The 22,055-nt window shown below is 62.4% G+C and carries 20 protein-coding genes; 13 read left to right on the top strand and 7 right to left on the bottom strand.

The window, feature by feature from the left end:
- Positions 1–64: 64 nt before the first annotated feature.
- Positions 65–1,381, top strand: a complete 1,317-nt coding sequence (locus tag AB4N80_RS09085) for a bifunctional DedA family/phosphatase PAP2 family protein (protein WP_122565038.1) — start codon at positions 65–67, stop codon at positions 1,379–1,381.
- A gap of 197 nt (positions 1,382–1,578) precedes the next feature.
- Here the strand turns inward: AB4N80_RS09085 and AB4N80_RS09080 are convergent, their stop codons facing one another.
- From AB4N80_RS09080 to AB4N80_RS09070, 3 genes are read right to left on the bottom strand one after another with little or no spacing between them, the layout of a single operon-like run.
- Positions 1,579–2,169 (bottom strand): LON peptidase substrate-binding domain-containing protein, encoded by a 591-nt coding sequence (locus AB4N80_RS09080; RefSeq protein WP_460081629.1) that lies wholly within the window; start codon positions 2,167–2,169, stop codon positions 1,579–1,581.
- A gap of 10 nt (positions 2,170–2,179) precedes the next feature.
- Positions 2,180–2,896: an LrgB family protein gene (locus AB4N80_RS09075; RefSeq protein ID WP_092444060.1), complete on the bottom strand. Its 717-nt coding sequence runs from the start codon at positions 2,894–2,896 to the stop codon at positions 2,180–2,182.
- On the bottom strand, positions 2,893–3,258 hold the full coding sequence (locus tag AB4N80_RS09070) for a CidA/LrgA family protein (protein ID WP_053125681.1): 366 nt from the start codon (positions 3,256–3,258) through the stop codon (positions 2,893–2,895). The genes AB4N80_RS09075 and AB4N80_RS09070 overlap by 4 nt, the downstream gene beginning before the upstream one ends.
- Before the next feature lie 349 nt (positions 3,259–3,607).
- Between AB4N80_RS09070 and AB4N80_RS09065 the strand changes: the two genes are divergently transcribed.
- The 3 genes from AB4N80_RS09065 (at position 3,608) to AB4N80_RS09055 (ending at position 6,553) form a co-directional block, all read left to right on the top strand.
- Complete coding sequence (locus tag AB4N80_RS09065) at positions 3,608–4,063, top strand: MaoC family dehydratase (protein ID WP_122565036.1); 456 nt, start codon at positions 3,608–3,610, stop codon at positions 4,061–4,063.
- A gap of 102 nt (positions 4,064–4,165) precedes the next feature.
- A complete protein-coding gene (locus tag AB4N80_RS09060) occupies positions 4,166–5,884 on the top strand; it encodes a C13 family peptidase (protein WP_122565035.1) in 1,719 nt (572 codons plus the stop codon).
- A 27-nt stretch (positions 5,885–5,911) separates the two neighbouring features.
- Positions 5,912–6,553 carry an oxidoreductase gene (locus tag AB4N80_RS09055; protein WP_122565034.1) on the top strand — a complete coding sequence of 214 codons (642 nt, stop codon included), beginning with the start codon at positions 5,912–5,914 and terminating at the stop codon, positions 6,551–6,553.
- Positions 6,554–6,745: 192 nt separating this feature from the next.
- Here AB4N80_RS09055 and AB4N80_RS09050 read toward each other — a convergent pair whose 3' ends face one another.
- From AB4N80_RS09050 to AB4N80_RS09035, 4 genes are all read right to left on the bottom strand, one after another.
- Positions 6,746–7,030, bottom strand: coding sequence for a YceK/YidQ family lipoprotein (locus AB4N80_RS09050; RefSeq protein ID WP_460081622.1), 285 nt, complete (start codon positions 7,028–7,030; stop codon positions 6,746–6,748).
- A complete protein-coding gene (gene ubiX, locus AB4N80_RS09045) occupies positions 7,023–7,655 on the bottom strand; it encodes a flavin prenyltransferase UbiX (protein WP_122565031.1) in 633 nt (210 codons plus the stop codon). Before ubiX ends, AB4N80_RS09050 begins: the two co-directional genes overlap by 8 nt.
- The gene (gene mpl, locus AB4N80_RS09040; RefSeq protein ID WP_460081618.1) at positions 7,652–9,001 is read right to left on the bottom strand and encodes a UDP-N-acetylmuramate:L-alanyl-gamma-D-glutamyl-meso-diaminopimelate ligase; all 1,350 of its coding nucleotides are present in this window, start codon (positions 8,999–9,001) and stop codon (positions 7,652–7,654) included. The genes ubiX and mpl overlap by 4 nt, the downstream gene beginning before the upstream one ends.
- Positions 9,002–9,349: 348 nt before the next feature.
- On the bottom strand, positions 9,350–11,254 hold the full coding sequence (locus AB4N80_RS09035; protein ID WP_122565029.1) for a sigma-54-dependent Fis family transcriptional regulator: 1,905 nt from the start codon (positions 11,252–11,254) through the stop codon (positions 9,350–9,352).
- A gap of 477 nt (positions 11,255–11,731) precedes the next feature.
- On the opposite strand from AB4N80_RS09035, the gene exaC reads away from it, so the two are divergent.
- The 9 genes from exaC (at position 11,732) to AB4N80_RS08990 (ending at position 21,776) form a co-directional block, all read left to right on the top strand.
- Positions 11,732–13,252, top strand: a complete 1,521-nt coding sequence (exaC, locus tag AB4N80_RS09030; RefSeq protein ID WP_092394646.1) for an acetaldehyde dehydrogenase ExaC — start codon at positions 11,732–11,734, stop codon at positions 13,250–13,252.
- Between the two features lie 237 nt (positions 13,253–13,489).
- A complete protein-coding gene (gene eat / locus AB4N80_RS09025) occupies positions 13,490–14,938 on the top strand; it encodes an ethanolamine permease (protein ID WP_305468617.1) in 1,449 nt (482 codons plus the stop codon).
- A 57-nt stretch (positions 14,939–14,995) separates the two neighbouring features.
- Positions 14,996–16,390 carry an ethanolamine ammonia-lyase subunit EutB gene (locus AB4N80_RS09020; protein WP_305468618.1) on the top strand — a complete coding sequence of 465 codons (1,395 nt, stop codon included), beginning with the start codon at positions 14,996–14,998 and terminating at the stop codon, positions 16,388–16,390.
- A gap of 27 nt (positions 16,391–16,417) precedes the next feature.
- Positions 16,418–17,242: an ethanolamine ammonia-lyase subunit EutC gene (eutC, locus tag AB4N80_RS09015; RefSeq protein WP_014340396.1), complete on the top strand. Its 825-nt coding sequence runs from the start codon at positions 16,418–16,420 to the stop codon at positions 17,240–17,242.
- 107 nt (positions 17,243–17,349) lie between these two features.
- Positions 17,350–17,811 (top strand): GNAT family N-acetyltransferase, encoded by a 462-nt coding sequence (locus AB4N80_RS09010; protein ID WP_025569618.1) that lies wholly within the window; start codon positions 17,350–17,352, stop codon positions 17,809–17,811.
- A 922-nt stretch (positions 17,812–18,733) separates the two neighbouring features.
- Positions 18,734–19,390 (top strand): DedA family protein, encoded by a 657-nt coding sequence (locus AB4N80_RS09005; protein ID WP_460081610.1) that lies wholly within the window; start codon positions 18,734–18,736, stop codon positions 19,388–19,390.
- Positions 19,391–19,395: 5 nt separating this feature from the next.
- Entirely contained in the window at positions 19,396–20,208 is an 813-nt protein-coding gene (locus tag AB4N80_RS09000) for a M90 family metallopeptidase (RefSeq protein ID WP_460081607.1), read from the top strand.
- Positions 20,209–20,319: 111 nt separating this feature from the next.
- Entirely contained in the window at positions 20,320–20,847 is a 528-nt protein-coding gene (gene ppa, locus AB4N80_RS08995) for an inorganic diphosphatase (RefSeq protein WP_003205933.1), read from the top strand.
- Between the two features lie 197 nt (positions 20,848–21,044).
- Positions 21,045–21,776 (top strand): LexA family transcriptional regulator, encoded by a 732-nt coding sequence (locus tag AB4N80_RS08990; RefSeq protein ID WP_460081604.1) that lies wholly within the window; start codon positions 21,045–21,047, stop codon positions 21,774–21,776.
- The last annotated feature ends 279 nt before the right edge of the window (positions 21,777–22,055 follow it).

Genomic DNA, 22,055 nt, shown 5'->3' with positions numbered 1-22,055 from the left:
GTTCACAACAGAATCCCACAGGGGATTCGGTGCATGCCCATCACTATTCAATGGAGTTGTTCTTATGGGCCCATGGCTCGATAGCATCACCGGTTGGTTGACCGTCAACCCGCAATGGCTGGCGGTGGCGGTGTTCATCGTCGCCTGCGTGGAATGCCTGGCCATCGCCGGTCTGATCGTGCCGGGCACGGTGCTGCTGTTTGCGATTGCGGTGCTGGCCGGCAGCGGCGCATTGTCCTTGGGCGAGACGCTGCTGCTGGGCCTGCTCGGGGGTTTGCTGGGGGACCTGGTGTCGTACTTCCTCGGCCGGCATTTCCACCAGAACATCCGGCGCCTGCCGGGGCTGCGGCATCACCCGGAATGGATGAGCGCCGCGGAAAGCTATTTCCAGCGCTACGGCATCGCCAGCCTGCTGGTGGGCCGTTTCATCGGCCCGCTACGGCCGATGTTGCCGATGGTGGCCGGGATGTGCGACATGCCGTTCCCGCGCTTCGCCGCCGTCAGCGTGTTGGCCGCGTCGGGCTGGACCGTGGCCTACCTGTTGCCGGGCTGGGCCACCGGGGCGGCGTTTCGCCTGCCGCTGCCCGAAGGTTTCTGGCCCCAGGCCGGCGTGGTCATCGGCAGTATCGCGGTGATGATCGGGTTGAGCGTCAACAGCACCCTGCGGCGCCATCGTCATGCCACAGCACTGATCGCCGGCATCGGCCTGGTGATCCTGATCGGCCTGTTCATCGGCTTTCGCTACCTGACGGCGTTCGACCAAGGCTTGATGGCCCTGGTCCAAGAGCATCGCGGCCCGACGCTGGATGAAATCGCCGTGACCTTTACGCTGATCGGCGAATTCCGCTACATGTTGATTGTGTGCAGCCTGGTGACCGGGTTGCTGCTGTTGGCACGGCAATGGCGCCAGGCAATCTTCGCCGGGGGCACGATGCTGTTCACCGCCCTGGCCAATACCGGCTGCAAACACTTCTTTGCCCGTGTGCGCCCGGAAATCCTCACCGACCCGCTGACCAGCTACAGCATGCCCAGCGGCCATTCCTCCGGGGCATTCGCGCTGTTCCTGACCCTCGCCGTCCTGGCCGGCCGCGGTCAACCGCCACGCCTGCGCCTGACCTGGCTGCTGCTGGGCTGCCTGCCGGCACTGGCCATTGCCCTGTCGCGGGTCTACCTTGGCGCGCACTGGCCCAGCGACATCGTCGCCGGGGCGATGCTCGCCGCCAGCATCTGTGCGGCCGCCCTGTGGTTGAGCCAGCGCCAGACCCCGCTGCCGGCCATGCCGCCGAAAGTCTGGTGGCTGGTCCTGCCGGCGCTGGTGGCGGTGTTCAGCTTCTTCGCCCTGCGGCATTTGCCCCATGCGATGTTGCGGTATGCCTATTAGGCAATCGCGAGCAAGCTCGCTCCCACAGGAGATTTGTGGCGCACGCCAATCCCGCAGCCAACCCAATACCACTGTGGGAGCGAGCTTGCTCGCGATGACGGCTGCACAGTCGACATTGATGCAAGCTGACCCACCGCTATCGCGAGCAAGCTCGCTCCCACAGGGGGGGCGGTGTTGTTCGGTGGATAGGAGGGGTGTCAGGCGAAGAGCTCACCTTGCAACTCATCGAGCAACGCCTGGATCGCATCCAGGCGCTGTTGCGGGTCGTCGAGTTGCAGCAGGTCGATCTTGTCCAGCTCATTGAACGGCAGCAGGTAGGCCAGTTGATTGGCCAGCGATTGCTGGCCGGTCGCTTCGGTGCCCATGTTCAGGGCCTCGACCATCGGGTGCTCGGCCAGGGCCTTGAGCAGCGCCACCAGGTCGGCGTCTTCATCCTGCAGCGGTTGCTCCGGCTCTTCTTCCAGCCACTCGACCTCGGCGACCGTCAGTTGATCGGCCTGGACGCTGCTGTCATGGACGATAAAGCGCCGCCCACCCTGCACGCGAATGCCCAGCAGACCATTGTCCTGCTGGGAAAAATCGGTAATGCGCGCTTCACAACCGACCCGCGCGTAGCCTTCAGGCGCGATGCCGACTTCCTCGCCATCGAGGATGCACACCACCCCGAAGCCTTCACCCTTTTTCATGCAGCGCCCGATCATGTCGAGGTAGCGCGCCTCGAAAATCTGCAAGTCGAGGATGCAACCGGGGAACAGCACGGTGCTCAACGGGAAAAGCGGCAAGCTCATAACCAGATCCTTAAACGGTCATCGACACCACCAACGGCAATAGCACTGCCGTGGCCACGCCCATCAGACTCATCGCCAGCGCCGCAAAGGCACCCGACTCTTCGCTTTCCTGCAACGCCACCGACGTGCCCACCGCATGGGCCGCCAGCCCCAGGGCCATGCCCCGGGCCTCAGGGCTATGGACACCCAACCGGGTCAGAATGCTCGGGCCGAGGATCGCCCCAAGCACACCGGTGATCAACACGAACACCGCCGCCATGGCCGCCACGCCGCCGATCTGCTCGGCCACCAGCATGGCGATCGGCGAAGTCACGGACTTGGGCGCCATGGTCATCAGGATCATGTGCTCGGCCCCAAAAGCCCAGCCCAGCAACACCGCGGAGCCCGTGGCAAACACCCCGGCTATCACCAGCGTAGTAAAAATCGGCCAGAACAACTGCCGGATCCGTCGCAGGTTCAAATACAGCGGCACCGCCAGGGCGACCGTGGCCGGACCCAGCAGAATGCTGAGGATCTCGGTGCTCTTGCGATACTCGGCATAGCCGATGCCGCAGCCGACCAGCACGCCGATCAACAGCACCATCGACATCAGCACCGGTTGCAGGAACACCCAGCGGGTCTTCTCGAATGCCGCCAGCACCAGTTGATAGGCGCCCAAGGTAATGCCGATGCCGAACAGCGGATGGTGGATCACCGAGGTCCAAGCGCCCTGCCAGTCGAGCATCATTGGCTGTCCTCCGGGGCGGCGACGTGACGGCGGGCCAGGCGCTGCATCAACACCCCCGTCAGCGCCACGGACAGCACCAGCGACAAGGTCAACGCGCCAACGATGGCCCAGAAATCGGCGGCAATCGCCCCGGCATAAACCATCACCCCCACCGCAGGCGGTACCAGCAGCAAAGGCAAGTAACGCAGCAGGCTGCCGGCGGCCAGGTTCAGCGGCTCGCTGACTTCGCCGCGCACCACCAGATAGCCCAGCAGCAACAGCAGGCCAATGATCGGCCCTGGCAGCACCGGCAAAAACAAATGATTGATCGCAGTGCCCAGCAATTGAAACAGCACCAGCCAGGTCAGGCCCCGTAGCAACATCCGCTCTCTCCCCCAGCAACAGACCCAATGAACGCGCCAATTCGATTCACGGCGTGATTGTGTGGCGAGGGAGCTCGCTCCCGCTTGAGTGCGAAGCGCTCATAAAATGGGGCCGCTGCGCAGCCCAGCGGGAGCAAGCTCCCTCGCCACGAAATCAAACGCACACGTTAAGTGAACGCAATTGCAAAGAATGCGCCGGCATTATAAGCATGCCCGCGCTATGGTTCGGCATTCGTAAAAAGCATGGTCGATGACCTGCCCGGCGCGTCATGTTGATCTACAGTGGTTCTCCGGGGACGCCAATCCCCGTTCCAGAAAAAGTAAAACGATGAACCCAAGGAGAGTCTCAATGCCCTACGTCCCCGTTGCAGCGCTCAAAGATTATGTCGGCAAGGAACTTGGACGTTCCGAATGGCTTACCATCGATCAGGAGCGCATCAACCTGTTCGCCGAAGCCACTGGCGACTTTCAGTTCATCCACGTCGATCCGGTCAAGGCCGCGCAGACCCCGTTCGGCAGCACCATCGCCCACGGTTTCCTGTCGCTGTCGCTGATGCCCAAGCTGATGGAAGACATCCTGATCCTGCCCGAGGGCGTGAAGATGGTCGTCAACTACGGGCTGGACAGCGTGCGCTTCATCCAACCGGTGAAAGTCGACTCCAAGGTCCGGCTCAAGGTCGACCTGGTGGACGCCACCGAGAAAAAACCCGGCCAATGGCTGCTCAAGGCCACCGCCACCCTGGAAATCGAAGGCTCGGAAAAACCGGCCTACATCGCCGAGCCGCTGTCGCTCTGCTTCGTGTAAACCTGCGCAAATGCGAAACCGTCCAGGCAGTTTCGCATCGCTTTTCTATGTCTAGGGGGCATAGCTGCGGCATACTCGTGGCCTGATGACCTGGATCCCGTTATGCGCTTACTCGTCCCACTGACCCTGACCCTGTTGCTCGCCGCCTGTGGCGACGGCGAATCGCCGCTGCCTCCCGACGCGCGCCTGCCCGACGGCGGCCGCTATCGCGGCGACCTGGTGGATGGCCTGCTGCAAGGCCAAGGGCGCATCGACTACCCCAACGGCAGTTGGTACGCCGGGCAGTTCGACAAAGGCCAGTGGCACGGCACCGGGGAATGGCATGGCAGCAATGGCGAGGTCTATCGTGGCCAGTTCCATCAGGGCCTGTTCCACGGCCAGGGCAGCCTGACCACACCGACCAGCAGCTACACCGGCGGCTTCAAGCTGGGCCGCCGGGACGGTGAAGGGACGCTCAAGGAAAACGGCACAACCTACCGGGGCGAGTTCAAAGCCGACCGCTATTCCGGCCTTGGACGCCTGGAACTCGACGACGGCAGCCAGTACCAGGGCCCCTTCGTCAACGGCAAGCCCAACGGTGAAGGCCAGCGCTTCGACGCCAGTGGCAACCAGTTCACCGGGCATTTTGTCGATGGGCAACTGCAGGGCAAGGGCACCTTCAACAGCGCCGAGGGGGATGTCTACATCGGCGGTTTCAGGAACAACCAGCTCAACGGTCGCGGTCGCTACGAAAATGCCGACGGCGACGTCTGGATCGGCCAGTTCAAGGAGGGCGCGCTGACCGGCAAGGGCGAATTGATCGGCGCCGACGGCAGCCATTACCTCGGCCAATTCAATGACTGGCGCTTTACTGGCGAGGGCCGCCTGAACCTGCCCGACGGCAGCTTCTACATCGGCCAGTTCGAAAGCGACAGCTACCACGGGCGCGGCACGTTGGTGTTGACCGATGGCACGGTGCAAAGCGGCACCTGGGCCAAGGGCCAACGGGTGCGCGACGCGGACGGCAGGTTGTTGCCGGATGTGCTCGAACTCGGCCTGCTGGCCCAGGGCCGCCTGCTGGAGGACGCCCTGGCCAATATCCCGGCCTCGACCCCGGCGGTGGAACTGTACACCCTGACCCTGGGCGGCGACGGCAAGCAAAGCGTGTTCCTGCGCGAATCCGACTATGTGGCCAACATGCTCGCCAGCCGTTTCGGCGCGTTCGGCCAGATCCGCCTGGTAAACCACCGCGATCACCTCGGCGATCGGCCCATGGCCAGCCGCGAGAGCCTGCGCCGCGCCGCTGCCACCCTGGCCGAACGCAGTGGCCCGGAAGACCTGATTTTCATCTACCTGACCAGCCACGGCACCAGCGAGCATGAGCTGGTGCTCGACCAACCACGCATGGAACTGGCCGACCTGCCCGCCGATGAACTGGCCGCGGTCCTGGCGCCGCTGAAGAACCGCGACAAGATCGTGGTGATCTCGGCCTGCTATTCCGGCGGCTTCATCCCGGCGCTCAAGGATGAACGTACGCTGATCATGACCGCCTCCCGCGCCGACCGGGTGTCCTTCGGCTGCTCCGAGGAAGCCAACTTCACCTATTTCGGCGATGCGCTGTTCGCCCAGGCATTGAACCAGACCGACGACCTGGAAAAGGCCTTCAAGCGGGCCAAGGCCACCGTGGCCGAACGCGAACAAGCAGACAATTTCGAAGCCTCCGAACCGCAGATGTGGGCGCCCAGGACGGTCCTCTCTCACTGGCAACTGCTGCGCAAACAGCAGGCGCGTAAAGCATTGCAAAGTGCGGCATTGAACGACGAGGCGACAAAGAGCAACTAAGCTGAACCGTATCAAGGGGGAAACACTATGTACTTGACGCCTCAGCATGTTTTGCTCGCCGGAGCTACCGGCCTGACCGGGGAACATCTACTGGATCGGCTGCTCAATGAGCCGACCATCACTCGCGTACTAGCGCCTTCACGTCGGCCACTGGCCGAGCATCCACACTTGGAAAACCCGGTTGGGGAACCGGTCCAGGTGCTGCCACAGCTCAGCGGCCAGGTCGACATCGCCTTTTGCTGCCTCGGCACGACCATCAAGAAAGCCGGCTCTGAAGCCGCCTTTCGCGCAGTGGACCTCGACCTGGTCGTGGCGTTTGCCAAGCGCGCCCGGGAACTGGGGGCACGGCACCTGGTGGTGATCAGTGCATTGGGGGCCGACGCCAAGTCATCGATCTTCTACAACCGGGTCAAGGGTGAAATGGAAGCGGCACTCAAGGCTCAGGGCTGGCCGCAGTTGACCATCTGCCGCCCTTCCCTGCTGCTGGGCGACCGCGTCGAACCACGCCTGGCCGAGCAACTGGCCGGGCCGTTGTCGAGGCTGATCCCGGGCAAGTACCACGGCATCGAAGCCTGCCAACTGGCCCGGGCCATGTGGCGTTTGGCGCTGGAAGAACAGGATGGGGTGCGGGTGGTGGAGTCGGATGAGTTGCGCAAGCTCGGCAAATAAAGTGACACCTGGGACAGCGCGATCATTGTGGCGAGGGGATTTATCCCCGCTGGGCTGCAAAGCAGCCCCCCAAATGACCCAAAGGGTCATGCAGCTGCCAGGGGTAATAGCCCAGTCTTTGGGGACTGCTTCGCAGTCCAGCGGGGATAAATCCCCTCGCCACAGATAAATCCTTCAGCACAGATAGATCTTTTACAACCCACCTGTAGCCTGAAACCCCACACCTATCGCCGTAAACAACGACAACGGCAACAACAAGGTATCGAGCAGCGCACTGCCCGGCAGATCGAGCCCCGGGTAACGCGGTGCCTCGGCGCCAAAGCGGTCCTTGGCGCAGCAGCCACCGTTGAGGGCGTACAGATCCAGGCGTGTCCCGGCGTACACCACCGGCGCGCCAGGCTTGGCGGCGTCGAGGGTGCGGGCGGTGGCGCAGCCGGTCAGTTGCAGCGCCAGCAGCGCGATCAGCAGCTTATTCATCGCTGCTCAAATGATGCTCGCCCCAGCGCGGCAACATGTCCTGGGGGATGTTCAGCAGATTGAGGATCCGCGCGACCACGAAATCGATCAGGTCATCAATGGTCTGCGGCTGGTGATAGAAACCCGGCGAGGCCGGCAGGATGGTCACGCCCAGGTTAGACAGTTTGAGCATGTGTTCCAGGTGAATGCTCGAATACGGCGCTTCCCGCGGCACCAGGATCAGCTGACGGCGCTCCTTGAGCGTGACGTCCGCCGCCCGCTCGATCAGGTTGTTGCAGGCCCCGGTGGCAATCGCCGACAGCGTCCCGGTGGAACACGGCACCACCACCATGGCCGCCGGCGCGCCGGAGCCCGAGGCCACCGGCGACATCCAGTCTTCCTTGCCATACACGCGAATCTGCCCCGCCGCCGCACCGGTGTACTCGGTGAGGAAGGCCTGCATCGTCTGGGTCTTGGCTGGCAGGGTCACGTCGGTCTCGGTGGCCATCACCAGTTGCGCGGCCTTGGAGATGAGGAAGTGCACCTCACGGTCCTCGCGCACCAGGCAATCGAGCAGGCGCAAGCCATACTGGGCGCCGGAGGCACCGGTCATCGCCAGCGTGATGCGTTCAGGGCCATTGCTCATTTCAGCGCCTCGGCCAGTTTGCCGTGCAGGCCGCCGAAGCCGCCGTTGCTCATGATCACCACATGGGTGCCGGGTTGGGCCTGGCTCTTCACGCGCTCGATGATGCCTTCCAGGGAATCGCTGACAATCGACGGCACCGTACACAGCGCGGCGGTGGCGCCGAGGTCCCAACCCAGGTTGGCCGGGGCGTACCAGATCACCTGGTCGGCATCGACCACGCTTTCCGGCAAGCCATCGCGGTGGGCGCCGAGCTTCATGGAGTTGGAACGCGGCTCGATGATCGCGATCAGCGGCGCGTCACCGATGCGCTTGCGCAAACCGTCGAGGGTGGTGGCGATGGCCGTTGGGTGGTGAGCGAAATCGTCGTAAATGGTGATGCCGTTGACCTCGGCGACTATCTCCATCCGCCGCTTCACGCTCTTGAACGCGCTCAACGCGGCGATGCCCATGGACGGCACCACGCCGACATGCCGGGCTGCCGCCAGGGTCGCCAGGGCGTTGGCGACGTTGTGCTGGCCGGTCATGTCCCACTCGACCACGCCTTGGGACTGGCCCTCGAACATGACTTCGAACGCCGAACCATCATCCTTGAGCAACTTCACCTGCCATTGACCGCCCGCACCGGTGGTTTGCACCGGGGTCCAGCAGCCCATTTCAATGACGCGCTGCAAGGCCGGTTCAGTGGTCGGGTGAATCACCAGGCCTTCGCTCGGAATGATGCGCACCAAATGGTGGAACTGCCGCTCGATGGCCGGCAGATCGGGGAAAATGTCGGCATGATCGAACTCAAGATTGTTGAGGATCGCCGTGCGTGGACGGTAGTGGACAAATTTCGAGCGTTTATCGAAAAACGCGCTGTCGTATTCGTCGGCCTCGATGACGAAGAACGGCGTGCCGCCCAGGCGCGCCGACACCGAGAAGTTCTGCGGCACGCCGCCGATCAGGAAGCCTGGACTCATGCTGGCGTGTTCCAGGACCCAGGCGAGCATGCTGCTGGTGGTGGTCTTGCCGTGGGTGCCGGCCACGGCCAGGACCCAACGGCCCTGCAACACGTGATCGGCCAGCCACTGCGGGCCCGACACGTACGGCAGGCCTTTGTTGAGCACGTACTCCACCGCCGGGTTGCCCCGGGACATGGCGTTGCCGATGACCACCAGGTCCGGCGCCGGGTCCAGTTGCGCAGGGTCATAGCCTTGGGTCAGCTCGATGCCCTGGGCTTCCAGCTGAGTGCTCATCGGCGGGTAGACGTTGGCGTCGGAACCGGTCACGTGATGGCCCAGCTCCTTGGCCAGGACCGCCATTGAACCCATGAAAGTGCCGCAAATACCGAGAATATGGATGTGCATAGTCGACCTCGTAAAACATGGCCGCAGGTTAGCGTAGGGAGGGGGAAATCGCACCTTGTGTTTAAACCCCGATGCACAGGCGGGCGTCTGTCGGAGCAAGGCTTGCCCGCGATAGCGGTGGATCAGCTTGCGGCGATGTTGAATGTGCCGCCGCCATCGCGAGCAAGCCCGCTCCCACAGGTGAATGTACAACCCGGCTTTTGTGGCGAGGGGATTTATCCCCGTTGGGCTGCGAAGCGGCCCCTAAACCAGGTAACTCGGCATGCCAGTAAAATTGAGTTCACTGCTTTAGGGCTGCTGCGCAGCCCAGCGGGGATAAATCCCCTCGCCACAAAGGCAGTCAGTGCTTTATCGGGCAATCGCGTGCTTGCGCAGCTTCCGGTAAAGGGTATTGCGGCTGATGCCCAGTTGTTCGGCGGTGTGGGTCATGTGCCAGCGCTGGCGCTCCAGTGCATCGAGCAACGCCAGGCGCTCGGCATCTTCCAGCGGCCGTTCCGCCACGGTTTCAACCAGCGCCACCGGGCGCTGGCGAATCATCGCCGGCAAATCCTCCAACCCAATCCGCCCGCCATCGCACAACGCGGCGAGGGTCCGCAGCACATTGCGCAGTTGCCGCACGTTGCCCGGCCAGTCGAAGCTCAGCAACGCCTGGCGCGCCGGTTCGTCGATGGCCACCGTCTCGGCCCCACTCTCTTCAGCCAACAGGAAATCCAGCAACTGCGACTTGTCACTGCGCTCGCGCAACGCCGGCAGCGGGATTTCCAAGCCGTTGAGGCGGTAGTACAGATCTTCGCGAAAACTGCCGTCCCGTACCCGGTCGAGCAACTGCCGGTGGGTGGCGCTGATGATGCGCACGTTCACCGCCTCGGGCTCGCCGCCGATGGGCACCACTTGGCGATCCTCCAGCACCCGTAGCAAACGGGTCTGCAAAGCCAGGGGCATGTCGCCGATTTCATCGAGGAACAGCGTGCCGCCGTCGGCCTGTTGCAGCTTGCCGCGCATGCCTTCCTTGCGCGCGCCGGTGAAGCTGCCGCCGCGATAGCCGAACAGCTCGCTCTCGATCAGGCTTTCCGGGATGGCCGCGCAGTTGAGGGCGACGAAGTGCTTGCCGGCGCGCTGGCTGGCGTGGTGCACAGCCTTGGCAAACGCCTCCTTGCCGGAGCCGGTTTCGCCGTGGATCAGCAGCGGCACATCACGCTCGAACACCCGCAGCGCCTTGCGAAAATGCTCCTGCAACGCCGCATCCCCCAGGCAGATGCCCGGCAGGCGGGCTGGCTCGATGGCCTTGAGCAGCGGCGCGACCGGCACCGGCACGCTGCGCGGCTGCCCACGCAACACGGCGAACAAATGCCGGCCGTCACGGGTGCGCAGCGGCCAACTGGCGCTGGCTTGGGCACTGGCGCGGCCCAGCAACTCGTCCAGTGAACAGTCGAAAAAGTCCTCGACCCGCTGACCGAGCAGGCCGCCACGAATGTGTCCAAGCAGGTTCAACGCGCTCTGGTTGACCGCGCAGATCCGTCCTTCGCCGTCGAACGCCATGAGTCCTTCGCTGAACAGCCCCACGGACTCGGCCTGCAAGTGGAAGCGCAGCAACCATTGATTGTCGAAGCAACGGAGGAAATAGCAGCTCTCGATCATCTTCGCCGAGAGGTTGACCAAGGCCATGGTGTGGAACTGGCTCTGGCGCGACACGTCCGGCCGGGCCGAGGAGACGTCGAGCACCGCCAGCAATTCGCCCTGGGGGTCGAACACCGGGCTGGCCGAGCAGGTCAGGCCGGTGTGGCGGCCGCGGAAATGTTCTTCCTGGTGGATGGTCAGGGCCTGGCGTTCCACCAGGCAGGTGCCGATGCCGTTGGTGCCTTCGCAGGCTTCGCTCCAGTCGGCGCCGAGCCAGAGGCCGGCCCGTTCGAAAATTTTCCGTTCGCTGGGGGCGGTGACGCAGTTGAGGATCACGCCCCGGGCGTCGGTCAGCAGCACCGCGTGGCCGGCGCCGGAGAGTTGCTGATGGAGGCTGGTCATTTCCGTGCCGGCGATGTGCAGCACCTGTTGCAAGCGTTCGCGGCTTTCCAGTACCCGGCCATGTTCAAGCACCGTCGGCGCCAGGTTCTGGGCCGGGTCGAGGTGATAGTCCTCGAGGCAGCGCAGCCAGGAACGGGCAATCGACGGATCGCTGCCAGGGCCCTGCAAATGGGCTTTGCCCTGGGTGACTGTCAGGACTTGCTGGGCATGGCGACTCAAATGGTTGCTGTGCATGTTCTTATTATTCTCCCCTGAAGGACCTTTTGGACCTGCCGACACATTACCCCGTGGCGAGGGAGCTTGCTCCCGCTGGGCTGCGCAGCAGCCCCAAAACCTGAGTTTGCGGTGTATCAGGCTGACCGAGCTGGCTGCCTTGGGACCGCTTCGCGCTCCAGCGGGAGCAAGCTCCCTCGCCACAAAAGCGGTCCGTCCATGGCCTCGCCGTCGAGGTTCAGCATCCTCCAGCCCAACCACCTTTGCAATGCTGGCGCGACCTGCCAGTCACAGACTGTCTCGTATCTGGCACAAACTGTCACACCCGCTGTATCGCAATCGTCACGCAGGGCATCCGTTTGTCCGACCAACTCCTCCTAAAGTCTTGATTTACGGGCCCTGCAAGGCAATGGCCCAACCTTTGCTCTAGGCTTAATTACCAGCGCTCAATTTTGCGCGGCCCTCCCGTATAAGCACAAAAGCCAAGGAGAACTCATCATGCGTTACGCTCACCCCGGTACTGAAGGCGCTATCGTTTCGTTCAAGAGCAAATACGGTAACTACATCGGCGGCGAGTTCGTCGCGCCTGTCAAAGGTCAGTACTTCACCAACACTTCCCCGGTCAATGGCCAGCCCATTGCCGAATTCCCGCGCTCCACGGCCGAAGACATCGAAAAAGCCCTGGACGCCGCCCACGCTGCCGCGGATGCCTGGGGCGCCACCTCGGCCCAGGCCCGTTCGCTGGTCCTGCTGAAAATCGCCGACCGCATCGAAGCCAACCTCGAAGTGCTGGCGATCACCGAGTCCTGGGACAACGGCAAGGCCGTGCGCGAAACCCTCAACGCCGACATCCCCCTGGCCGCCGACCACTTCCGCTACTTCGCCGGATGCCTGCGGGCCCAGGAAGGCAGCGCCGCCGAGATCGACGGCAACACCGTGGCCTATCACATCCATGAACCGCTGGGCGTGGTCGGGCAGATCATCCCGTGGAACTTCCCGCTGCTGATGGCCGCCTGGAAACTCGCCCCGGCCCTGGCTGCCGGTAACTGCGTGGTGCTCAAGCCGGCCGAACAAACCCCACTGGGCATCTGCGTGCTCATGGAGTTGATCGGCGACCTGCTGCCGCCCGGCGTGCTGAACGTGGTGCAAGGTTTCGGCAAAGAAGCCGGCGAAGCCCTCGCTACCAGCAAGCGCATCGCCAAGATCGCCTTCACCGGCTCCACCCCAGTTGGCTCGCACATCATGAAATGCGCCGCCGAGAACATCATCCCGTCCACCGTGGAACTGGGCGGCAAATCGCCGAACATCTTCTTCGAAGACATCATGCAGGCCGAGCCGAGCTTCATCGAGAAAGCCGCCGAAGGCCTGGTGCTGGCGTTCTTCAACCAGGGCGAAGTCTGCACCTGCCCATCCCGCGCCCTGGTGCAGGAATCGATCTACGACGAGTTCATGAAAGTGGTGATGAACAAAGTCCTGCAGATCAAACGCGGCGACCCGCTGGACACCGACACCATGGTCGGCGCCCAGGCGTCCGAGCAGCAATTCGACAAGATCCTGTCGTACCTGGAAATCGCCAAGGGCGAAGGCGCCGAGCTGCTGACCGGCGGCAAGGTGGAAAAACTCGAGGGCAACCTGGCGACCGGGTATTACATCCAGCCAACCCTGCTCAAAGGCACCAACAAAATGCGCGTGTTCCAGGAAGAAATCTTCGGCCCAGTGGTGAGCATCACCACCTTCAAGGACGAAGCCGAAGCCCTGGCGATCGCCAACGACACCGAGTTCGGCCTCGGCGCCGGCCTGTGGACCCGCGACATCAACCGCGCCTACCGCATGGGCCGGGCGATCAAGGCCGGTCGCGTCTGGACCAACTGCTACCACCTGTACCCGGCGCACGCCGCGTTTGGTGGCTACAAGAAGTCCGGCGTTGGGCGTGAGACCCACAAGATGATGCTCGATCATTATCAGCAGACCAAAAACCTGCTGGTGAGCTACGACATCAATCCGTTGGGGTTCTTCTAAGTCCTGGGGCGAGGCAGGTCATCCTGCTTCGCCCTTTAGATGGCTATCGCGAGCAAGCTCGCTCCCACAGGGATCTGTGGATAACTCGTTTCCAGGGTTGAAACAGATCCACTGTGGGAGCGAGCTTGCTCGCGATGGCGGCGGTCCAGCTTGCATCCCTGCTGTATGCAACACACCGGTTCCAAGAGCAGCCCCGCTCCAACAGGGCCAAAAAACAATAAAAACAGGTAAACCCTTATGCCAAGCGATCATGCAAACCCGCAACCGGCAACGTCCTCGGTCGACTTCGAAAAAGTCGGCTCCGAATATTTCCAACAACGCGAACTGAAAAAAGGCGCGGCAGGCTGGGTCCTGCTGGTGGGCCTGGGCGTGGCCTATGTCATTTCCGGTGACTACGCCGGCTGGAACTTCGGCCTGGCCCAAGGCGGCTGGGGCGGGATGTTCCTGGCCACGCTGCTGATGGCCGCGATGTACCTGTGCATGTGTTTTTCCCTCGCCGAGCTGTCCTCGATGATCCCCACCGCAGGCGGCGGCTATGGCTTTGCCCGCAGCGCATTCGGGCCTTGGGGCGGGTTTCTCACGGGCACGGCGATCCTGATCGAGTACGCCATCGCCCCGGCGGCGATTGCCGTGTTCATCGGCGCGTATTGCCAATCGTTGTTCGGCATTGGCGGCTGGATGATCTACCTGGCGTTCTACATCGTCTTCATCGCCATCCATATTTTCGGCGTGGGTGAAGCCCTCAAGCTGATGTTCATCATCACCGCCGTCGCCGCCCTGGCGCTGGGGGTTTTCCTGGTGGCGATGGTGCCGCACTTCGACGTCGCCAACCTGCTGGACATCCCCGTCACCGCGGCCACGGGCGCCAGCCCATTCCTGCCCTTCGGCTACGTCGGCGTCTGGGCGGCCATCCCGTATGCCATCTGGTTTTTCCTCGCCGTGGAAGGCGTGCCCCTGGCGGCTGAAGAAACCAAGAACCCCAAGCGCGACCTGCCACGCGGCCTGATCGGCGCCATGCTGGTGCTGGTGGCCTTCGCCCTGCTGATCCTGGTGATCGGCCCGGGCGGCGCGGGTTCCAACGCGCTGATGGCCTCGGGCAACCCGCTGGTGGAAGCCCTGGCCAAAGCCTACGGCGGCTCGACCTGGATGGGCCACTTTGTCAACCTCGTCGGCCTGGCCGGTTTGATCGCCAGTTTCTTCTCGATCATCTACGCCTACTCGCGGCAGATCTTTGCCTTGTCCCGCGCCGGCTACCTGCCGCGCAAACTCTCGGAAACCAATAAAAGCAAAGCACCGGTCCTGGCATTGGTCATTCCCGGCATCATCGGTTTCGGCTTGTCCTTGACCGGCCAGGGCGACCTGCTGATTCTGGTGGCAGTGTTCGGCGCGACCATTTCCTACGTGCTGATGATGGCCGCGCACATCACCCTGCGCATCCGTCGCCCCAAAATGGACCGGCCATACCGCACACCGGGCGGCATCTTCACCTCGGGCGTGGCCCTGGTGCTGGCGTGCATCGCCGTGGTGGCGGGCTTTTTGGTGGACCCACGGGTGGTCATCGGCGCCGCGATCATCTATGGAGTGTTAATTGCTTACTTTGCTTTCTACAGTCGGCATCACTTGGTCGCAGGCACCCCCGAAGAGGAATTCGCGGCCATTCAAAAAGCCGAAGAAGCCTTGCACTAAGCCGTAACGTGCCGAAAACCACGGCGCCGCCCAGCGGCGCCGTCACGGAGAACCTGTATGGCCAGTTTTGCACACACGGTCGGCGCCCAGACCTACCGTTTCGACAACCTCAAAGACCTGATGGCCAAGGCCAGCCCGGCGCGTTCCGGGGATTTCCTGGCCGAGATCGCCGCGCTCAACGATGGCGAGCGCGTAGCCGCGCAAATGGCTTTGGCCGACCTGCCCCTCAGCCATTTCCTGCAAGAAGTGCTGATTCCCTACGAGGCCGACGAGGTCACCCGGCTGATCGTCGACACTCACGATAAACAGGCTTTTGCCGTCGTCAGCCACCTCACGGTCGGCGGATTTCGCGACTGGCTGCTCAGCGACGCCGCCGATGAACAGAGCCTGCGGGCCCTGGCCCCTGGCCTGACGCCGGAAATGGTCGCCGCCGTGTCGAAGATCATGCGCGTGCAGGATTTGGTGCTGGTGGCGCAGAAAATCCGCGTGGTCACCAAATTCCGCGGCACCCTCGGCCTGCGCGGACGCCTGTCCACCCGCCTGCAGCCCAACCACCCCACCGACGAACCAGCAGGCATCGCCGCGAGCATCCTCGACGGCCTGCTCTTCGGCAACGGCGACGCCATGATCGGCATCAACCCGGCCACTGACAGCACAGCGTCGATCTGCGCCATGCTGGAAATGCTCGACGCCATCATCCAGCGTTACGACATCCCCACCCAAGGCTGCGTGCTGACCCACGTCACCACCTCCATCGAAGCGGCGAACCGCGGCGTGCCCCTGGACCTGGTGTTCCAGTCCATCGCCGGCACCGAAGCGGCCAACGCCAGTTTCGGCATCAACCTCAATGTCTTGCAGGAAGGCTACGACGCCGGGTTGAGCCTGAATCGCGGCACCCTCGGCAACAACCTGATGTATTTCGAAACCGGCCAGGGCAGCGCGCTGTCGGCCAACGCCCACCACGGCGTCGATCAACAGACCTGCGAAACCCGGGCCTACGCCGTGGCGCGACATTTCAACCCGTTCCTGGTGAACACGGTTGTAGGATTCATCGGCCCGGAATACCTGTACAACGGCAAACAAATCATCCGCGCCGGCCTCGAAGACCACTTCTGTGGCAAGTTGCTGGGCGTGCCGATGGGCTGCGACATCTGCTACACCAACCACGCCGAAGCCGACCAGGACGACATGGACACCCTGCTGACCCTGCTGGGTGTGGCCGGGATCAACTTCATCATGGGCATCCCCGGCTCCGACGACATCATGCTCAACTACCAGACCACCTCGTTCCACGACGCCCTCTACGCCCGCCAGACCCTGGGCCTGAAGCCGGCGCCGGAATTCGAAACATGGCTGGCGAACATGGGCATCTTCACCCAGGCCGATGGCCGGGTGCGGTTCGGCGACAACCTGCCACCGGCGTTCCGTCACGCATTAGCTCATTTGGGATAAGCCGCATTGGGGATGAGAGAACTGCCCATGGATAAAAAACCTGTCGATCCACAAAACCCTTGGCTGAACCTGCGCAACCTCACTCCGGCGCGCATCGCCCTGGGCCGCACCGGCACCAGCCTGCCGACCTCGGCGCAACTGGATTTCCAGTTCGCCCACGCCCAGGCCCGCGATGCGGTGCACCTGGCGTTCGATCATCAAGGCATTCGTGCGCAGTTAACCGAACGCGGCCGTGAAAGTCTGTTGCTCCACAGCGCAGCCAGCGACCGCAACAGTTATCTACAGCGCCCGGACCTGGGCCGACGGCTCGACGACGCCTCAGCGCAGGTCCTGCAGGATTACGCGGCGGCCCACCCTGGCGGCGTGGATCTGGCCATCGTCGTGGCTGACGGCCTGTCGGCGCTGGCGGTGCATCGCCATACCTTGCCGTTCCTGGCGCGGCTGGAAGAGCAGATCGCTGCTGACGGTTGGTCTGTGTCGCCAATAGTTTTGGTGGAGCAAGGCCGCGTTGCCGTGGCCGATGAAGTGGCACAGCGGCTCGGCGCGAAAATGTCGGTGATCCTGATCGGCGAACGCCCCGGCCTCAGTTCCCCCGACAGCCTGGGGCTGTATTTCACCTACGCCCCCAAGGTCGGCCTGACCGATGCCTATCGCAACTGCATCTCCAATGTCCGCCTCGAAGGTTTGAGCTACGGCATGGCGGCCCATCGCCTGATTTACCTGATGCGCGAAGCCTGTCGCCGCCAGCTTTCGGGGGTCAATCTGAAGGACGAAGCCCAGGTTCACACTCTGGATTCGGAAAACGCTGCCGATATGAAAGGTAATTTCCTACTGGCGCCGCCCCGAAACTGATCCGTTTATCCGATTGCGTTTTTGATCCGCTTTCAGGCAGCATCAAAAGCACGGCAGCGCGACATTGTTGTCTGAATATCTGTCGACCTTTGCAGACGAGACCTACCATGCGGATTATCCAAGCGACCCTGGAACACCTGGACCTGCTGACCCCATTGTTCGTCAAATACCGGGAATTCTACGGCTCCCTGCCCTACCCGGATTCGTCCCGAGCCTTCCTCGAAAAACGCCTGCGCCGCAAGGAGTCGGTGATCTACCTGGCCTTGCCGGATGACGACGACAACAAGCTGCTGGGCTTCTGCCAGCTCTACCCAAGCTTCTCGTCGCTGTCGCTCAAGCGCGTGTGGATCCTCAACGACATCTACGTCGCCGAAGACGCCCGCCGCCAACTGGTGGCCGACAACCTGATCCGCACCGCGAAAAAAATGGCCAAGGAAACCAACGCCGTCCGCATGCGCGTCTCCACCAGCAGCAACAACGAAGTGGCGCAGAAGACCTACGAGTCGATTGGGTTCAAGGAAGACACCGAGTTCAAGAACTACGTGTTGCCGATCAGCGAGGGGATCTGAGCCGTTCGGAGCAATGTTGAAGGTTGGGGACATATCCGTTGCTGCGGTAACGGCTGCTTAGGGTTCCGCCCTGACGGCGGCTCACTTTTGAGAAGCGCAAAAGTAAGCAAAACGCTCCTGCCCCACCACTTGGTGCCTCGCTTAGGCTCGGCATGCCCTCACTCCGGCATTGCTCCGTGGGCACGCCGCGAAGGGCCATCCATGGCCCAGCGCGGCTATCCCGGCATCCATGCCGGGATGCCCACTCCACAATGCCTGCGTTCGGCCAGCGTGGTTAACGGGGCCCCAAGATCAACGTCCACCGCGAGGCGGCCTAACGGCCGACCTGGCTCTCCCGCTCATACACCCATCAGATCTGTTTGAGCAGGACTGTGGGAGCAAAGCTTGCTCGCGAGGCGGCCTGACAGCCGGCCTGGCTCTCCCAGTCGTACCCGATCCCATTGTGGGAGCGAGCTTGCTCGCGAAGGCGGCCTACCAGCCAGCCTGATTCTCCCACTCATACACCTATCAGACCCGTGGGAGCAAAGCTTGCTCGCGAAAGCGGTCTGTCAGGCAACATCAATACTGACTGTTCCACCGCCATCGCGAGCAAGCTCGCTCCCACACTGGTTTTGAGGCATGCACAAAAAACTAATACTCACCGCAATCCCCTGTGGGAGCGAGCTTGCTCGCGATAGCGGTAGTCCAGCCGCATCAATATTGAACATGCCGCCATCTTCGCGAACAAACCCGCCCCCACAAAGTGCTCCCCTGCCCACAGAACCACCGAAATCCCCAGCTACAAACTCAACACGCGCTTCACAATCCTCACCGTATAATGCCGCTCTTCCCAGCTTGTAAGAAAAAGCTACACACTCTGTAGCCATACTCAAAGCCAGACCCACAAGCCTGCCGAGTCGGGCCACCACCACAGGTGTTATGCATGGATTTCAACCCCCTCGACCTCATTCTGCATCTCGACGTCTACCTCGACATGCTGGTGACCAACTACGGCACATGGGTCTACGCCATCCTGTTCCTGGTGATCTTCTGTGAAACCGGCCTGGTGGTCATGCCCTTCCTCCCAGGCGATTCCCTGCTGTTCATCGCCGGCGCCGTCGCCGCCGGTGGCGCCATGGACCCCGTCCTGCTGGGCGGCCTGCTGATGCTCGCGGCCATCCTCGGCGACAGCACTAACTACCTCATCGGCCGCACCGCCGGCGAAAAACTCTTCAGCAACCCCAACTCGAAGATCTTCCGCCGCGACTACCTGCAGCAAACCCACGACTTCTACGCCAAACACGGCGGCAAAACCGTGACCCTGGCGCGCTTCCTGCCAATCATCCGCACCTTCGCCCCCTTCGTCGCCGGCGTCGGCAAAATGAACTACCTGCGCTTCTTCGGCTTCAGCGTCCTCGGCACCGTCCTCTGGGTCGGCGGCCTGGTGACCCTCGGCTACTTCTTCGGCAACGTGCCCTTCATCAAGCAGAACCTGTCGCTGCTGGTCGTCGGCATCATCCTGCTGTCGCTGCTGCCGATGATCATCAGCCTGGTGCGCAGCAAAATGAGCCAGCGCGCCTCGAAAGCCCAACCGCGCTGATCGCCATGTGGTCCCTGAGCAACTGGCGCCGCCAACGCACCCTCGCCAAACACCCCGTCACCGAGGACACCTGGCGGCGGGTGCGCCAACAACTGAGCTTCCTCGACGGCATCAGCGCCGCCGAGGACCAGTGGCTACGGGAAGCCTGCGTACTGTTCCTGCACGACAAACACCTCACCGCCCTGCCCGGCGTCGAACTGCACCAGGAACAACGCCTGCTGCTCGCCGCCCAGGCGCAACTGCCGCTGATGCACCTCGGCGATTTGAACTGGTATCAGGGCTTCCACGAAATCGTCCTCTACCCCGACGACTTCCTCAGCCCCCAGCGCTACCGCGACGCCAGCGGCATCGAGCACGAATGGGACGGCGAACACAGCGGCGAAGCCTGGCCCCAGGGCCCGATCATCCTGGCCTGGGACGGCGTGCTCGCCAGCGGCGGCTGGGACGGCTACAACCTGGTGATCCACGAACTGGCGCACAAACTCGACATGCTCAACGGCGACGCCAACGGCCTGCCACCGCTGCACGCCGACATGCGCGTCAAAGACTGGGCCGACGCCATGCAACAAGCCTTCGACGACCTCGACCGCCAACTGGACCACAACCCCGACGCAGAAACCGTCATTGACCCCTACGCCGCGGAAAACCCGGCGGAATTCTTCGCCGTCACCAGCGAATACTTCTTCAGCGCCCCGGACCTGCTGCACCAGGCCTATCCCAAGGTCTATGAACAGCTCAAGGCGTTCTACCGTCAGGATCCGTTGGCCCGGCTGCGGCAACTTCAGGCCGAAGATCCGGTCTATCAGGCGTCATACTAAGGTCTCTAAGACCCTGCTAACGTGGCAACAGCGGCCGAATATGCCTATAATCGCCGCCACTTTTTGGTCAATCCGACCAGTCATTTGGTCAACTAACGGGGGCACCGCCCAATGAGCTACAGCAAGATTCCGGCTGGCAAAGACCTGCCGAACGACATCTACGTCGCGATCGAAATCCCGGCCAACCACGCCCCGATCAAATACGAAATCGACAAAGACAGCGACTGCCTGTTCGTTGACCGTTTCATGGCCACCCCCATGTTCTACCCGGCCAACTACGGTTACATCCCCAACACCCTGGCCGACGACGGCGACCCCCTCGACGTGCTGGTCGTGACCCCATACCCAGTGGCCCCAGGCTCGGTCATCCGCGCCCGTCCAGTCGGCATCCTGAACATGACCGACGACGGCGGCGGCGATGCCAAAGTCATCGCAGTGCCACACGACAAACTGTCGCAACTGTACGTCGACGTGAAGGAATACACCGACCTGCCGCCACTGCTGATCCAGCAGATCGAACACTTCTTCGCGAACTACAAAGATCTCGAAAAAGGCAAGTGGGTCAAGATCGAAGGCTGGGCCGGTGCAGACGCCGCCCGCGAAGCGATCACCAAGTCGGTTGCCGCCTACAAAGGCTGAAGCTGTATTTGAATAAAGAACCCCGGTTTTCACCGGGGTTTTTTTATGCCTTAATGGAGCTTAATACAAGTTCGTATTAACATCGTTTAAACCCGTTTAGCCCGCGCCTTTCAAATCCTAAAAACGGAAAGATCATCTTATATATTTGAACAACCTGTTTATTGCCGAAAACACAGTCGCCCCTAAACTTTCCGTTTATGAAAATACTTTCCAGTGGCGACCGCTTCCGAGCCCTTCTAAAAGAAGCGAACATCCGTTCCGCCGACTTCGCGAAGTTATACGGCGTGAAATCCCAACACGTGAACAACTGGTTCAACCGTGGCATCCCACCCGGGCGCATCCACAGCATCGCCAGCCTGCTGACCGTCAGCCCGCAATGGCTCGCCCACGGCGAAGGCCCGCAAACCCCATTGGGCCTCGGCCCCGGCACCACCTATGAGGCGGCCGAAAACGATGGCGTCTACAGCGTGGTGGAACCCACGGACATCGAACTGCCCTTCTACAAGGAAGTCCCCATCGCCCCCGGCGAAACCAAAACCCACATCACCGAAATCCCCGACCAATCCATCCGCCTGCCCCGCAGCCACCTCGAATCCCTGGAAATAAACCCCAGCGACGCCATCTGCATCACCATGGTCGGCGACAGCATGGCCGAACGCATCGCCGACGGCTCCACCCTCGCCATCGACCGCGGCCTGACCCAAATTGTTGATGGTCAAATCTATGCGCTTGAGCATGACGGGATGCTGCGGATCAAATACCTGCACCGCATCCCCGGCAACCGGCTGCGCCTGCGCAGCCACAACAGCGCTGCGTATCCTGATGAGGTGTTCAGTGCGGAACAGATCGACGCGCAACACATCCACGTGATCGGCTGGGTGTTCTGGTGGTCAACCCTCAACAAACAGAGACCGTCAGTGTTCGACTGACCCACCCAAGGCCAGAAACTGTGACAGGAACTGCAGTAGGAGCTGTGGCAGGAGCTGTGGCAGGAGCTTTTTGTGGCGAGGGGATTTATCCCCGCTGGGCTGCGCAGCAGCCCCCTGCTCTTTATCTGAATCCCCCCTAACCCAATGATTCCACACCACTTACCACTGGGATTCCAAAGCAAACCCGCGTATCCTCCGCCCCACATTTGCGAGCCCACGCCTCGCACCGACAAGGCAGATCACTTTCTGACCAAGTCCCACAGCCGGCCGCAAGAGCCG

Source organism: Pseudomonas sp. H3_A02 (genome assembly GCF_054671965.1).
The sequence above is the reverse complement of the archived record's forward strand: the minus strand, read 5'-3'. Positions and strand labels throughout refer to the sequence as shown.

Excerpts from the sequence above, each read along its gene's own strand:
- AB4N80_RS09085 (WP_122565038.1), top strand. The coding sequence starts at position 65 with ATGGGCCCATGGCTCGATAGCATCACCGGTTGGTTGACCGTCAACCCG.
- AB4N80_RS09080 (WP_460081629.1), bottom strand. The coding sequence starts at position 2,169 with ATGAGCTTGCCGCTTTTCCCGTTGAGCACCGTGCTGTTCCCCGGTTGC.
- AB4N80_RS09075 (WP_092444060.1), bottom strand. The coding sequence starts at position 2,896 with ATGATGCTCGACTGGCAGGGCGCTTGGACCTCGGTGATCCACCATCCG.
- AB4N80_RS09070 (WP_053125681.1), bottom strand. The coding sequence starts at position 3,258 with ATGTTGCTACGGGGCCTGACCTGGCTGGTGCTGTTTCAATTGCTGGGC.
- AB4N80_RS09065 (WP_122565036.1), top strand. The coding sequence starts at position 3,608 with ATGCCCTACGTCCCCGTTGCAGCGCTCAAAGATTATGTCGGCAAGGAA.
- AB4N80_RS09060 (WP_122565035.1), top strand. The coding sequence starts at position 4,166 with ATGCGCTTACTCGTCCCACTGACCCTGACCCTGTTGCTCGCCGCCTGT.
- AB4N80_RS09055 (WP_122565034.1), top strand. The coding sequence starts at position 5,912 with ATGTACTTGACGCCTCAGCATGTTTTGCTCGCCGGAGCTACCGGCCTG.
- AB4N80_RS09050 (WP_460081622.1), bottom strand. The coding sequence starts at position 7,030 with ATGAATAAGCTGCTGATCGCGCTGCTGGCGCTGCAACTGACCGGCTGC.
- ubiX (WP_122565031.1), bottom strand. The coding sequence starts at position 7,655 with ATGAGCAATGGCCCTGAACGCATCACGCTGGCGATGACCGGTGCCTCC.
- mpl (WP_460081618.1), bottom strand. The coding sequence starts at position 9,001 with ATGCACATCCATATTCTCGGTATTTGCGGCACTTTCATGGGTTCAATG.
- AB4N80_RS09035 (WP_122565029.1), bottom strand. The coding sequence starts at position 11,254 with ATGCACAGCAACCATTTGAGTCGCCATGCCCAGCAAGTCCTGACAGTC.
- exaC (WP_092394646.1), top strand. The coding sequence starts at position 11,732 with ATGCGTTACGCTCACCCCGGTACTGAAGGCGCTATCGTTTCGTTCAAG.
- eat (WP_305468617.1), top strand. The coding sequence starts at position 13,490 with ATGCCAAGCGATCATGCAAACCCGCAACCGGCAACGTCCTCGGTCGAC.
- AB4N80_RS09020 (WP_305468618.1), top strand. The coding sequence starts at position 14,996 with ATGGCCAGTTTTGCACACACGGTCGGCGCCCAGACCTACCGTTTCGAC.
- eutC (WP_014340396.1), top strand. The coding sequence starts at position 16,418 with ATGGATAAAAAACCTGTCGATCCACAAAACCCTTGGCTGAACCTGCGC.
- AB4N80_RS09010 (WP_025569618.1), top strand. The coding sequence starts at position 17,350 with ATGCGGATTATCCAAGCGACCCTGGAACACCTGGACCTGCTGACCCCA.
- AB4N80_RS09005 (WP_460081610.1), top strand. The coding sequence starts at position 18,734 with ATGGATTTCAACCCCCTCGACCTCATTCTGCATCTCGACGTCTACCTC.
- AB4N80_RS09000 (WP_460081607.1), top strand. The coding sequence starts at position 19,396 with ATGTGGTCCCTGAGCAACTGGCGCCGCCAACGCACCCTCGCCAAACAC.
- ppa (WP_003205933.1), top strand. The coding sequence starts at position 20,320 with ATGAGCTACAGCAAGATTCCGGCTGGCAAAGACCTGCCGAACGACATC.
- AB4N80_RS08990 (WP_460081604.1), top strand. The coding sequence starts at position 21,045 with ATGAAAATACTTTCCAGTGGCGACCGCTTCCGAGCCCTTCTAAAAGAA.